At 43.6% G+C, this 15,005-nt stretch carries 10 protein-coding genes; 7 read left to right on the top strand and 3 right to left on the bottom strand.

Annotation, left to right across the window (positions count from 1 at the left end):
• Positions 1-117: 117 nt before the first annotated feature.
• The 4 genes from CXK86_RS08150 to cysK all read left to right on the top strand — a co-directional run bounded on the left by CXK86_RS08150 (position 118) and on the right by cysK (position 3,368).
• On the top strand, positions 118-1,155 hold the full coding sequence (locus tag CXK86_RS08150) for a nucleotide-binding protein (RefSeq protein WP_051447360.1): 1,038 nt from the start codon (positions 118-120) through the stop codon (positions 1,153-1,155).
• Entirely contained in the window at positions 1,152-1,385 is a 234-nt protein-coding gene (locus tag CXK86_RS08145; RefSeq protein ID WP_017687536.1) for a hypothetical protein, read from the top strand. The genes CXK86_RS08150 and CXK86_RS08145 overlap by 4 nt, the downstream gene beginning before the upstream one ends.
• Positions 1,386-1,864: 479 nt before the next feature.
• Positions 1,865-2,248 carry a YhjD family protein gene (locus tag CXK86_RS08140; protein ID WP_036674948.1) on the top strand — a complete coding sequence of 128 codons (384 nt, stop codon included), beginning with the start codon at positions 1,865-1,867 and terminating at the stop codon, positions 2,246-2,248.
• Between the two features lie 163 nt (positions 2,249-2,411).
• The gene (cysK, locus tag CXK86_RS08135) at positions 2,412-3,368 is read left to right on the top strand and encodes a cysteine synthase A (RefSeq protein ID WP_076250969.1); all 957 of its coding nucleotides are present in this window, start codon (positions 2,412-2,414) and stop codon (positions 3,366-3,368) included.
• Between the two features lie 487 nt (positions 3,369-3,855).
• Here the strand turns inward: cysK and CXK86_RS08130 are convergent, their stop codons facing one another.
• A complete protein-coding gene (locus tag CXK86_RS08130) occupies positions 3,856-5,838 on the bottom strand; it encodes an ATP-dependent DNA helicase (protein ID WP_076250967.1) in 1,983 nt (660 codons plus the stop codon).
• 188 nt (positions 5,839-6,026) lie between these two features.
• Between CXK86_RS08130 and CXK86_RS08125 the strand changes: the two genes are divergently transcribed.
• Complete coding sequence (locus CXK86_RS08125) at positions 6,027-7,619, top strand: catalase (protein WP_076250965.1); 1,593 nt, start codon at positions 6,027-6,029, stop codon at positions 7,617-7,619.
• 552 nt (positions 7,620-8,171) lie between these two features.
• A complete protein-coding gene (locus tag CXK86_RS08120) occupies positions 8,172-9,542 on the top strand; it encodes a right-handed parallel beta-helix repeat-containing protein (protein WP_101313603.1) in 1,371 nt (456 codons plus the stop codon).
• A gap of 135 nt (positions 9,543-9,677) precedes the next feature.
• Here CXK86_RS08120 and CXK86_RS08115 read toward each other — a convergent pair whose 3' ends face one another.
• Complete coding sequence (locus tag CXK86_RS08115; protein WP_076250964.1) at positions 9,678-9,947, bottom strand: DUF6809 family protein; 270 nt, start codon at positions 9,945-9,947, stop codon at positions 9,678-9,680.
• 107 nt (positions 9,948-10,054) lie between these two features.
• Between CXK86_RS08115 and CXK86_RS08110 the strand changes: the two genes are divergently transcribed.
• A complete protein-coding gene (locus tag CXK86_RS08110) occupies positions 10,055-10,279 on the top strand; it encodes a helix-turn-helix domain-containing protein (protein ID WP_306068491.1) in 225 nt (74 codons plus the stop codon).
• 147 nt (positions 10,280-10,426) lie between these two features.
• On the opposite strand, the gene CXK86_RS08105 is transcribed toward CXK86_RS08110, so the two are convergent.
• Complete coding sequence (locus tag CXK86_RS08105) at positions 10,427-14,986, bottom strand: hypothetical protein (protein WP_076250960.1); 4,560 nt, start codon at positions 14,984-14,986, stop codon at positions 10,427-10,429.
• Between the last annotated feature and the right edge of the window lie 19 nt (positions 14,987-15,005).

Raw genomic sequence — 15,005 nt, 5'->3', positions numbered from 1 at the left:
CTATAGCAAACGTAATCGGCTTATTCTTTGTCCAGTTCAGACGTTTCCAGACTTACTCTGCTGTTTATGGTATAATATAACAATTGAATCCCACTACCGTTTAAGCGAGGCGGATTGATGAAAACGTTAAAGCCAAGAGTCTTTATTGGCTGCTCGCTGGAAGCGAAGCCGATTGCAGCCGCAGTACACGAAAACTTACGTTTTTCAGCCGAAGTTACCCCTTGGTATTCCGGGGTTTTTAATCCAAGTAGCTATACCATGGACGATCTGGAAGTAGAGGTCCGTACGACTGACTTTGCCATTTTTATTTTTCATCCGGATGATATATCCAAAATTCGCGGGAAGTACTACGCGTCAGTCCGGGATAATACAATGCTGGAAATGGGTCTGTTTATGGGTCGTCTGGGACGAAAACGTATTTTTTTCATTCTTCCTGAGGATATTACAGACATCAAGGACACAACCAAGGTTGAAGGATTGCGTATGCCCACAGATCTGCTGGGGTTAAATCCACTCGTATATGAAATCCGTTCTGACGGAAAGTGGGCACCAGCCGTGTCCGTGGCATGTTCCAAAATCGCAGACAGTATTGAGGAACAAGGACGCTGGAGTGATCCAGAATTGGAGAACATCATTGAGAAGCATAAACGCACTGAGGGAGAAGCAAGGTTACAACTGCTTAAGTTGCTGCGGTTCTTTAGGGAATTGCTGCGTACCCGCAAAGCAGATGCCAAGATGCTGGAGCGAATGAGCGATGCCTTACGTACTGCCTTTGTCTCTCATCCTCCATTCGCTGTACGTGGCACAGCCATATACCGTACAGATGACAGTGGTTACATTGAGCAATTATGTGGTAATGTTGGAGAACCGGGGAGAAAGTATGACTTGTCCGCTAACGACGACAAACAACCGGATGATCCCAAGCGCATTCTGGTGATTGATTCTTACCGGGAGAATAAAATCAAGATTAACCTGTATGATGATTACCTTGAGAAAGAGTATCTGCTATGCTATCCTGTAGCCAAGAGGTATGTTATCACCGTTCACATTATTGGACATATTGAAGCGGATGAGGCGGTATTTCAGCAGATTGACCTACAGAATCGTCAACTGTTCAACGCCATCAACGATTTGTTAGGAGGCGAACCGGAATGAAACCGGAAACGAAAAAAATAAGCAAGCGCTGGGGCAGCGAAAAAAAGGTACGCCTCAGTTCTGCGCCCGAATCATCACGACCGGTTCCGGAACCCAAGGAAGAAGATCGTTTCCACAAGCCGGCCGTACCGCTAACTACCATTGGGCCCTCCCTGAAGGGCAAGGAAAGACCTTATAAGGTCATTCTTGAAAAAGAGGCGTTCTACGAAAAGCCTCAATATCTTGCTTAATTTCTGAACACATCATCAGACCTGCCGCTGAATCGGCAGTATTCCATAGGCCCCGCCGCCCAAGGCAGGGGCTTTTTTGTTGCTCATTTTCGCTAAAATAAAGCTACTTCTACTCGTTGACCTGGTGCCATTGTGTTAAGGCAAGACATCCTTAAATCATGATCATAATCGTAATAGCAATTCATTGCAGTAATTCATTGCTTGTAATTACTTCTGTAGCAGACTGCATTGCATAAGGCTTATTTGGTTTATGGCCTTAGGTTTCCTGCAAAACCCATAAATTATACCTTATTTTGGAGCAGGCTTGTCCCTAAATCCCTAGCTTCATTCATTATCTGTACCTTTAGGAAAATGCGGTAATGTGTGCTTCCAATATTTCTCGGTTGTATTGTGTATCTCCATTACATATATTGATTATAATATAGGAACACATGTTCTGTAAATATAAAATTCCAATTAAAGGTTAAGGAAGTGAACATATGACATCCTCAACTTCCGCCCCATCCCCTGCGGATGAAGACCATCGTCTGATCAAAGGTCTGGTTGTGCGCACGCTATTACTGGATGTACTTGAACGAGATATTCACACACTGGATACGTTGCTGCTGAAGATGCCCGAAGTCTACATTCTGTCGCTGACCCGCATTCAAAACAATGTGCTCAAGGAGATGTTGGCCCTTCGTAAACAGATGAGAACCCGCGGTGTCAAAGTACTGGAAGAGAAACGGGAAGCCGAGGGTATCGAAACTCTGTATATGTGCAGAGGGTATTGGCAACGGTTCTATATGCTGTGGACATTCGCACGTAATGAAGTCAAAAAAGAACTCAGTCGGCATCTGCAGATGGACTTGGCGCAGACTTGATACAACTCTGACAATATAGAACCCATTCCCCAGCAAAACAAGTTGACCATCGCTAGCTGTGTTCATTAAGATGGAGAAGAGATATCCAACCATTCCAATAAGGCATGAATTGATTTCAACCGGATATACGCTCAACGTCTTATCAATCAAGGAGTTGTACTTCATGGATTTGAATACACATTCGATTAAACAAACACCCGCACATACAGGCATTGCCGCAGATGTGACAGAACTGATCGGCCAGACACCTGCCGTTAAACTGAACCGACTCACAGGCAGCGACTCCGCTGACGTATACGTGAAACTGGAATACTTTAACCCGAGTGGCAGCGTCAAAGACCGTGCCGCCTATAACCTGATCATTCAGGCTGAACTTGCGGGACACTTGCTCCCTGGTGCTACCATTATCGAACCAACGAGCGGCAATACCGGGATTGGTCTTGCGATGAATGCCGCCGCCAAAGGATATAAAGCCATTCTGATCATGCCGGACAATATGTCCAAGGAACGCATCAACATTCTGAAAGCCTACGGCGCAGATGTGGTGCTCACCCCTGCTGCAGAGCGGATGCCTGGTGCGATTCGCAAAGCGAAAGAACTTCAAGCAGACATTCCGGGAAGTTTCATTCCGCAGCAGTTCGAGAATCAGGCGAACCCGGACATTCACCGGATCACGACGGCTCCCGAGATTATGCAGCAGATGGATGGCAGGCTGGACGCCTTCATCGCTACGGCGGGCACTGGCGGAACGATTACGGGAACCGGGGAAGAACTGCGCAAGCAGTTACCCGGTATTCGCATCTATGCGGTGGAGCCCAAAGGTTCTCCGGTGTTGTCCGGTGGCGAGCCCGGACCACACAAGCTCGTCGGTACAAGTCCGGGGTTCATTCCGGACATCCTGAATACCGACGTGTGGGATGCCATCATCCAGGTGTCCGATGAGGACGCACTGGATACGATGCGGCAGCTTGCTGCCCGGGAAGGGCTGTTGCTCGGCCCTTCCTCTGGGGCATCGGTGTGGGCCTCCCTTCGCATCGCGAAGGAACTGGGGGCGGGTCACCGGGTGCTCTGCATTGCGCCGGATACCGGGGAACGGTATCTGAGCATGGGTATTTTTTAACACAGCATAAATCTGTACACATCAAAAAGGGGCTTCCATCTCCCATAAGTCATGAGCATGACAGAGGCCCTCCCTTATTAGCGCTCATTGGTCATTGGTTCTAATGAACCTGACACACGCTATTCGCTCCTATTTGCGCAGGTCTGACGTGTAACGAATCACAGCGACGTTATTTCTCCAAATCGGTCGATTTACAGGCTTAAGAGCTATTTTCGGCGGGATAACGTTACTGAGATTCGTTAGAATTTACATCTCTTCATTATCACCCTAATAAGGTGCGGTAGGTTCGTTAGAATGTTGGAGCGATTGGTAGCGAGGAGCGAGGGAAAATCCCTCGAAAAAAGGGAAGAGAAGTACATTGAAGGAACCATCAAAACAAAAAAAGCCCTTGCTCACTTACGGATGGTGAATCCGCAGAGAACAAGAACTTATTTTGGCAAGAAACTTTATCATCGAAAATAAAGCAAGAACATTTAACGTAAGCTAGTTAGTGTGTCAGGGTTGTCCATTCCACACCTTCGGGAAGCAGGGCCGCAATGCGGTCTTTGGCTTCCTTTTTGGTATACAGCGATTCATCGAGAATGACCGCAGAACCGGAATCGGTGCTTGTCCGAATCAGACGTCCAAGACCTTGCTTCACACGCAGGAGCATATACGGAAGATCGATCTCTTCGTATGGTGCTGCCGACGCACTGCGTTTTGCATTGAAGACAGGGTCCTGTGGTGGATACGGAAGCGACCAGATCATGACATTGGATAATGACGGACCTGGAACGTCCAGTCCTTCCCACAGATTAACGGAGCATAGCACACTCTCCTCATCCTGCTGGAACGCCGCAATCAGATCACTGATCTCCCGGTCGCCCTCATACATAAAGCGCAAACCTTCTGCTTCAGGTACATGAACGATGTCCTGCTTGAACGCACGTAGCTCTTCCATCGTACGGAACAGAACCAGCGCACGTCCTCCACTCTCCTGAAGTAACGACACCGCATCACGCATGCGATTTTCATTCTCCGGGTGACCCGGTATAGCTTCATCGGTAATTTTCATCTTCATTTTGTCCGCATAATCATACGGAGAAGCCACCGAGAATGATACAAAATCATCAATGCCCAGGCTGTCCGCCACATAACGGAATGAACTGTCCACAGATAACGTGGCGGAGGAGAACACGATTGGAATACCTGTGTTGAACACACGCTCGTTCAGCATTTCCTTCACGGTGCGCGGCATGATCGATAAGGTCGTCTCATCCTCGCTCTCTTCCGCCCAACAGATGTAACCATCTTCCTTGCGGAACAAGGCAAGCGCAGACTGAATCATATCGAGATGTTCTTCCACAACACGCATCTGGTAACCATCCAGCGAGAACAATCCGCTCTCAAATACCAATTCCTCACCGATCGCATCCAGCACACTCGTCAGACGTTCAATCTCACGCAGAAGCGGTGCTTCTACCCGAACTTCTTTCCGTTCCGAACCAGGGATCGCCACCGTATACGTATCCAGCAATGCAAACAGTCGCTCACTGCTCTCAATCGCTTCATCTACACACTCCGCGAGGGATTCACGAATCTCTCCTTCTAACAGGCGAGTGACGAGTTCCTCAAAGATGCGGTGTTTCAGCTTGTAGCTCAGTGCGTTCAGGGCTGCTTCTTCCAGCAAATGTCCTTCATCAAATACAACTGAGCTGTGGTCAGGCAGCAAGGGCAATTGTCCCTCGCGTTTGCGCGCATCATAGGTCCACACATGCTCCATGTAATAATCATGGGAACAGATGATGATGTCTTTGGAACGTCGGTAATGGTCACGCGACAGCGTCAGGCCGCAGCGTTGTCTTTTAGGACAAACAAAACAATCCTGGAACGGGTCCCAGTTGATTTTGTTCCACTGACGATCATTCAGATGTGGATACTGTTTGCGGTCACCATACGGATGGAAGGCCTGAAGTGTACCCGGCGTGTTCACAAAATCCGGCAGACTCTCATGCACTTCTTCAATAACAGGCGCATCTTCATCCGCAAATCGCATCGCACTTAGTTTGTTCAGACAGACGTATTGATCCGGTGACTTGCCCAGACGTGCGTCCACTTCCAAGTCCAGATGTGCAGCCAGCTTCGCAATATCTCCACCGGGCTTCACAAGCTGTTCAATCAAGGACTCATCGGCACAGGCGATCACTGCCGGTTTGCCCGTATAACGTGCATAACAGACCGCGTAGAGCAGATAGACTAACGTCTTGCCTGTTCCGACACCGGCCTCCGCCATAATGGTCTTTTTATCTCCATAGGCCCGTTCGAGTTGGTACGCCATAAAAATCTGTTCATCCCGTACCTCGAAGCCGAACTCTGGCAAAATATCGTAAAAAACATCGGCAACCCATTCCCCGAGACGGGATACAAAAGGTTCAGCCGGATCATATGCAAAAGGATAACGTTGTGTAGACAATCCTAGGTCAGCCTCCATTCTTAGACGCGGTCCTCTTTCATTTTTCCGTTCAAAAAAGGCCGCAGGGCAAAAGTTAATTATCTCACGCGATGAAGCGGGTGACAAGCTTTTTTTACGAGATTATTTGCGAGGTTTAATGTATAGAACCAATTTTCAGGGAAAATATATACAGGAATCCACTTTAAGGAAAGGCGGTGCTCCACTCCATGAATCATCAGTCTTCACAACCAGAGCATTCCTCAGACAAATCAGCTGAGACATTAACGGATCGACAAGGGCATCCCATTACGGACAATCAGAATGTACGAACCGTTGGTAGCCGGGGACCGACTACGCTGGAGAACTATCATTTTCTCGAAAAAATTACTCACTTCGACCGCGAACGTATTCCGGAACGTGTGGTCCATGCCCGCGGCGCTGGCGCTCATGGCATATTTGAAGCGTATGGATCAGCCGGGAGTGAACCAGTATCGAAGTACACACGTGCACGTCTATTTCAGGAAAGAGGCAAACAAACGCCCGTTTTCGTTCGCTTCTCTACCGTTATACATGGCGGACATTCACCGGAGACACTGCGGGACCCGCGCGGATTTGCTGTAAAATTCTATACCGAAGATGGCAACTGGGATCTGGTGGGTAACAATCTGAAAATTTTTTTCATTCGTGACCCGCTTAAATTCCCGGATATGGTACACGCCTTCAAGCCAGACCCGTTGACCAATGCACAGGATATGGAGCGGTTTTTCGATTTTGTATCGCTAAGTCCTGAAGCTACCCATATGGTGACATTCCTCTTCTCTCCATGGGGCATTCCAGCGAATTATCGGCAGATGCAAGGGTCGGGTGTTAATACATACAAATGGGTCAATCAGGAAGGCACGGGCGTACTCATCAAATACCACTGGGAACCGCTCAATCAAGGGATACGCAACCTGCTGCAAAAAGACGCGAGCGAGATTCAGGGACAGAATTTCAATCATGCGACATTGGATCTGTATCACGCCATCGAAAAAGGGGAATATCCCGAATGGGAGCTGTGCGTTCAAGTGATGGAAGACGGCGAGCATCCGGAGTTGGATTTCGACCCGCTGGACCCGACCAAGTTGTGGCCGCAGGAGCAGTTTCCTTTTCTACCTGTGGGCAAAATGACACTGAATCGTAATCCCGAGGATTATTTCAATGAAGTGGAGCAAGCAGCGTTTGGCACAGGTGTATTGGTAGACGGGCTGGATTTCTCAGATGACAAACTGCTGCAAGGACGGACCTTCTCCTATTCGGATACCCAGCGTCACCGGGTGGGTGCAAACTACCTGCAATTGCCTGTGAATGCACCGAAAAATCGGGTAGCCACGAATCAAAGCGGCGGGCAGATGCAGTATCAGGTCGATCGGGCACCGGGTCAGAATCCACATGTGAACTATGAACCTTCCTCGCTCGGTGGACTAAAGGAAGCGGCGCCACGTGGTAAGGAGCATGAACCATTGGTGGAGGGCAGGCTAGTGCGTGAGAAGATCGAACGTACGAATGATTTTGGTCAAGCCGGTGATACGTACCGGGCATTCGAGGATTGGGAGCGAGATGAGTTGATCAGCAACATGGTCGGGGCTTTGGCGCAATGCAAACCGGATATCCGGGAGCGTATGATTTCTTACTTCACCCAAGCCGATGCCGATTACGGTCGTCGTGTAGCTGAAGGGCTGGCCTCTGTGCCAACCGATGATAGTGCGACGGTCCAACCGAAACATGAACCAAGCGTGGAGCAAGCGAAGAAACAGAGTCGTGAGACGGACGGATATTAAGGTGGATGGACAGCGTTTGGATAGCTGAGTCTGACACTGTTAGTACATTTGGATATTTTGAGTAAGCAGATTACGTTCTGGATTAAGCATAGCCCTGATCGTCAAGTTGCCGGTTGCAACTGCCATCAGGGCTTTTTCATGACTAGCTTGAGTGTAATCTCCACTTCAGGATGCATGCAGCTATGTATTTTAAATTAAAAGAAGTTCATATGAGTGGATCGAAGGTAAGACTTGTGCTCGTGGGATGGAAAAGCGTACTTCTCTACGTTCATTTCAGATGATTCTTCGTTAAATGAGAGCTATCACCCAATGGAAAGATTACATAATTCACGTGATATTACAGGCATTGGAAGCTTGCAGGCCTGACCTGCCTGCATGTACCTCCATCTGATCAGATGATTATTGATGATAACGCTTACAACATTTACCATAAAGTTGTGTCCTGAGATTACATCTAACCAGCCGGCATGACCTATCTCATAGGTAACGGTCTGGTACACGGATACCACATGCTCTTCATTCTATTCCCAATTAACCAAGGAGGCTTACGTAATGAAATTATTCCCATCCACATCCACTCATGTATCTGCACGTTCTCTGAAGGAACGCTCCCTCAAATCCAAAATGGCCCAGATCTGTCTGAGTGCCGCGTTCCCTCTATTATTAATTGGTGGTGGATCGGCCGGTGCTGAGGAACTGATCGAGAGCAGCTTGCAAAATAACCCATCAGAAGCAGCCGCTACCTCAAGTGTGACACTTGCTGCGGGTGATCTGTATGTGTCTCCTGGCGGCTCAGCCAGCAATCCGGGAACACTGAACAGTCCAACGTCACTGGCTAACGCATTGACCCAGATCGCACCAGGCAAAACGATCTATCTGCGCGGCGGCAACTACAGCTTTTCTCAGACTATTACCATTGAACGTGGCAACAGCGGCACATCGAGCCAACGTAAAAACCTGGTGGCGTATGGATCGGAAAAACCGGTCTTTGATTTCTCAGCCCAGGCCTTCGCTTCCACCAATCGTGGACTGCAAATGTTCGGAGACTACTGGTTCGTCAAAGGGCTTGAGGTGAAGGGTGCGGGCGACAACGGCATCTTCATCGGAGGCAGTTACAACCGTCTGGAGCAGATCGAAGCTCATCACAACCGGGATACGGGTATTCAAATGGGACGTTATGCTTCCACAGCCGCCAAGAGTGAATGGCCTGCATATAATGAAGTGATTCGTTCCTACTCCCACAATAACTATGACCCGGATGACGGCGAGGATGCAGACGGTTTTGCGGCCAAACTGACCGTAGGCCCGGGCAACGTCTTCGACGGTTGTATTGCGGCCTATAACGTGGACGATGGCTGGGATCTGTATAGCAAAACGGACACAGGCGCCATCGGCGCGGTTACGATCCGCAACAGCATCGCCTATGCTAACGGTGCAACATCAGACGGCACCTCCACCTCCAACAGCGATGGCAACGGGTTCAAGCTCGGCGGCGAGAAGATTGCAGTGAATCATATCGTAGAGAACAGCATTGCGTTTAATAATAAAAAGCACGGCTTCACCTACAACAGCAATCCCGGTTCGATCCAGATGAAAAATAACACCTCCTGGAACAATGGGCAAAGCAACTTTGCCTTTGATGTAGGCACCCACATCTTCACCAACAACCTGTCCTTCCAAGGCGGCGCCAGCGACAAAACAAGCGGAACCGACGTCAGCAGCACCAACGTCTGGTGGAAAAACAAAAAAAGCGAGAACGCCAAAGGCCTGCTCGCCAGCGCAGCCGACTTTGTCTCCCTCGTCCCTTCAGTAACACGTAGCGCGGACGGAACGCCTGTCCTGGGCAATTTCCTCAAGCTTGCGGGTGGCAGTGATCTGATCGGCTCGGGTACGCCAGCGGGTAAGAATATTGGTGCGCGGTAAGCGGTAGGTAATATGATAAAAGAATGATTTAAAAGCAAGTCCCCTTCCCCATTCCGCCTAAGCGGTGGTAATGGAGGAGGGGATTTTTGAATTGCTGTGCATTGTCTGCCGCTGGCTTATGAAGTAGGTAAATACTCACGGTTTAGCTAAAACCTCAATCATCAGTCTGCCGCCTGTGCGAAAACCTTGCTCGAATGCCGCTTCCACATACATGGACGTGGATTGTCCGATCAAGTCGATCAGTTGCTCCAAAGCATCGTATTCGTTCTCGGTAAGCTGTATTTTGTAGTCCTGCATCAGGTCCGATATTTGACGATTGATCTCTTGATACTCGGCCTGCTCAGGATGAATCGACTCGTCCAACCGCAGGTTTCCATGAAACAAATCCTCGATCAGGTTTGACATGTTATCCCCACCTAGTGTTTTTACCAACTATTCTCACTATACTTTAGCGGATTTTCCGCTAAAAATCAATAGCGGATAACACGCTAAAGTATGATGTTGATGAGGTGATGATAATGTACGCTCGTATACGCAATTTGCGTGAAGACAAAGACTTATCCCAAACACAAATGGCCGCCTATCTCGGCTGTAGTCAACGTGTTTATAGCAACTATGAACGAGGCGAGTTGGATATTCCAACAGCTATATTGATAAAATTGGCTGATTATCATCAGACCAGTACAGATTATCTCTTGAATCGGACGGATATAAGAAAACCTTATCCCTTAAACTAAAAAGTCCTACCCTTGCGAACACAATGACAATGAACTCGTATTCCACGCTCATCAAGACGTTTGCTAAGCAAAAGAAGTGACTGAACTGGTCGTTCACAGGGACCAGTTCAGTCACTTTTTATTTCACTTATAACCTAGACTCTCTTGTTATCTTTGCATCATTTCATGGCTTAGTCTTCTCACAGGTCCAATCTGCTTTTCAAACATTAAATCCCAAATATCTAGACATTCTTGTGCTATACATCTTATCTCTGGCCTCGTATCTTCAGTAGTTTCATCATATAGGCCAATAACTAATTTAGAGATATCATCATGGATACCCCATAGACCTTCATATCCTCTAGTATCATTCTGAATTAAATGACGACTCATTGATAATATTATATCTTTGAATTCAACTACCGATTTTGCCTCTTCTTCGAGATAATTTACAAATGCATGCAATGTTCTACGACTCAAATCTGAACTCATTAGTTCAATTAGAAAATCCTTATCTCTCTCCAAATCGATTAAATTATCATAAAATAATCTTGAGATCGGCATTTCTAAATCTAAGGTGCTTGTTTTAAATTTAAGAATAATATTTTTAGCTAATGAATTGTACTCTTCTTTATCGAAATACAACATAACCATATAAATAATTTCCTCAGCTTGTAATTTACTCATATTATCTACGTTAGCCATTTCATCAACAAAATCATTTTTTATGATAAACATTTCAGACAAACAATGCGCCCCTGATCTAATTAGTTGATCATCTTCAGAATCGTAACATTGCTTGATAATATTGATTATTCTTTGACGATATCGGGGATATAACCAAAAAAACATATTTCTTGTATCATGGAATCCAGCTAATCGATAATCTTGTTCATAAAGATAAAGGATTTTTTCAGACGCCCAATCCCTATCAATGTTGTAGGAGGGCCATAGTGCGAATAGGCTTGCATACCTTACTGCTGGGTTTTCATCAAATACTAACTTTTCAATGGTATCTTTAAACTCACTGAAAAGATCACTTTTTTTCCATAGTAAGTTAGCTATGGCTTGAGCTGCTTCACCTCTCACACAATTTATTGCATTACTTTGTAACATCTCAAAGCTACGCATTTCTTTATCTTCATTATTAGTTACATTTGGCTTTCCAATTTCCGGATTTTTGTGTTTAATTGCAATATCCTTAAGTGAATCTAACATCTCCTGTGACCATCCAACATCATCACTTTTCTCAATCATTGTACATATAGAATTTGCTCTATATGAAGTGAAATTAAATGAAAATTTAAAAATCATCGATTCTAGTAATTCTAATGGGATATTCTTAAACGTTTTACTGTGGGCTACTCCATTAAATAAAGTATCAATGTAAATTTCAGATATTGTATCGTTACATGAGAGCAACAACTTTATCATTCTTTCTGGTTCTTCTGAAACGGCAGTGCTAAAAGTGCTTGAAAAGGATTGAATTGAACTTTCAACAAAACCTCCTGGAACCTCATTCCAGCGCGAACCACCTTTTGTTCTTAGTTTTTGATTAGTCAATATAGCAATCCATCTTTTATCACTAAGCTTCTTCCCAGCAATAGGCGAACTTACAGAGCCACTGTGTCCGTTAGAATACATATATAAAGTAGTTTCATTTTTATATCTTCGCCGTAACACATGAATCAAATCTCTGGCTTTTTTGCTAAGCTGATTCAATGGCAATGCTTCAAGGATTTCTTTTTGTAAGTCCCCCCAAAAACTCCAGTAAACTATCGATCCATTATTCTCTCGGTTATATTCAATTCTACGTTGATATAGTCTTCTAGCTAACGGGGATACATAACTGATAACCGTCTTTTCTAGTAACTCAAAAATAGGTAAACTACAGTGTTCCGAATGTCTTGCCATAACTTGTTTTGCTAGTAATAATTGATCACCGTTACCACTTGTTTTATCAAAAATATTATTTTCAAAATCACTACATAAGTACTCAACAATAGCATCGCTATAGGAATACGGTAATTTGATCATTGCATCTAAAATAATTTCGTTGTATACGTCGTTTCCTTTACCCATATATCCTTTATAACGTTCCCAAAATGTTTTTGGATTTGATAAAATTATTACCGTATTTGCTTTTTTTATGATCTGAATACAAGCTCGCTCAAGACCATTTATGTGTGAATACCTTGCAGACCAATCATTAAAAGATGAAATTTCGTTCTCTATAGTTGGAACAAAAGGTAGTAGTAAATTAATAACTTCGCTACCTTCCTGAATTAGAAATTCCGAATCTTCCAGTAGAAATTCTTCTTCGTATCTATACAAAGTTTGAGCATGACGCTTCAGTTTATTTTCTAAAAGAAATGCAAACACCCGTATTGTTCTCATCTCGCATTTTCTTAGCATTGCCTTAAAGTCAAGATAGTTTTCTGCCATGTTCGGATATCGACGATAAAATTTCATTCTCAATTCGAACATCTCGTCAATATCCATATTAATATCATGTAAGAAACATCGCATGAAATTAGTATCATCTTCTTGTGATTGAAATGCATGTTTCTCTATAAATAGTGCATCTTCTACTTCATATTCAGGTGATTTACTAATAATAAGATTAATTACCGTCTGTTTCTTCTCTGTATCTTCAAACCATCGATCAAGAATACCTTTGTTTCTAAGTAAATTAATATATTGAGGTTTGAAATTTACTACATTATTAATTATATGAGAAGCAAACATCTCATTTTCACAGTTATCAATAATATAATTTTGTACATTACGATCTAAATGTTCCAATTGATTTAATATTTCAAAAAAAACAAACTTGACACTGTATCGGATATTCTCAGACGCAAGAATCTTTTGTCCAGCAACAAGAAAATCTGCACTGTCAAACTCCACTAAATTTTGTAACATCATCTGAACTTGATATCTTCTTCCAGGTGTTTGCTTCTCCTTGTCGCCAATAACATTTAATATGTTTTCGTTCTCATAATATTGTTTCAGCATCATCTCAGCTAAAAAGCAATCTAATATTGATTGATGAGCAAAAGAAATTTTATTTCCTTGTAACATCAGGAAACCGTTTGAAGATAAAAACTCCAAACTTGACCTGTTGACACTTAATAAATTTATAGGAATAGATATTCTACCTAATTTATCAAACTGCTTAATAAGTTGCTCCTTAGTTTCATTAAGAGATCCCTCATTAAGTCCAAATTCAAAACATCTTTTTTCTAATTGTCTCCACCATTCTAAGACCAGATGATTTGCCGTTGAACATTCATTATATTCACTAGCATTATCTAAGTGTTTCCAGATATATAGATTACTTGGAACTCGTAATACTTCTTTCAATTTTTTTGTCAAGTTCTCATAACGATTACCGACAATAACTTTGACCGAATCATCGGGAAATTCATTGATTTGAATCTTATTCCAATGCAAAGCTGTTTTTTTGTTATTATCGGTTTTGAAAAGAGATTTAATATTATTATCATTTTCCAAGTCATATGTTCTACATACAAAAACTACTGAAATCTTATTTTCTCTTTCTAAATTTACTCTTTCAACTTGATCTATAATTTGAGTACACACCAATAGAGCATCCCTTGAGTGTGCTTGAGTCCAACGTAGTGCATCTAACTGATCTAAAATAATCACAGCACTCTCAGTCTTGGAAACACTATGGATACAATGAACTATAGAAGAGGGCAACCCTAAATCTTCACCCCATTTCTGAGCACTTACACTTGGAGTACGCTTATCTAATTTTAAAGCTATAAACGTTATAGCATTTTCTTGACAATAGTTAATAATGTCTTCTGTACAACCGCTTTTTCCTCTCCCAGCTTTTCCATGTATTATTAATGATTCGCCTGAACTTATTGCTTTTCTGCTCTCATAAAACTCCTTTCTTTCTATAAGTTTATTATTTAATGGAAGAAATAAAGAGGTATATTCACGATTTAGCTCTTCAAATCGTGGGATAATTCGTTTGTCTAATGCAAGATTTTTTAAAATCATTGTTCTTCCATTAATTAACTGATAAATGACGGATGGAGTAATTGGTTTCCCTAAGATATCTCCGTCTATAACCCAAGTAGCCAACGTTTCATATATCTCATTTTCGTCACCCAGAAAAAGGTAATTAATTCTGGATAATATCGTTCTTTTTAAATCACTATCTGAAGTCTGACGATACGATATTCTCTTCAGAAGTGAAATGCACTTTATTAAATCATGATCCACTTGAGGGATCAATTCCATTGATTTGCAAAAATTCTCAAAGAAGCTTCTCAGTTCTTTACTGGCAGTAAGTATTTGAAATTGATAAAAATCCTGAGGGGACGTGCTTGTATTATTTGCTCTATTAATTAGGTCTTCTAATAGGGTAAATGCTAACGGAGATACTAATGAAACTGTGTTAGACTCATTTCTTTCTAATTGGAACTTCCAATTTGTGAAGATTCCTTTTGCATTAGCTGTGCCATAATCCCAATATTCTTTACTTGCATTTCGTCCTTTACATTGCTGTGCTTCTCTAGTGCCATTCTTTAGTCCGACCCAGATATCAACTCCTTGCTCGTCATCTCCGAGAGGTTCTAATGTAATATAATCTAGTCTTTCATCTAATACTTCAAGAATCTGATTTACTGTCCATCGAATTTCAAATTTATTTCCACTTTTATCTGATCTTCCTCCTAATTCATACGGCACACTTGAAACCTCCATTATT

It is taken from the genome of Paenibacillus sp. BGI2013, from assembly GCF_002843485.1.
GTDB lineage: Bacteria > Bacillota > Bacilli > Paenibacillales > Paenibacillaceae > Paenibacillus > Paenibacillus amylolyticus.
This window is presented reverse-complemented; position numbering and strand designations above follow the sequence as displayed.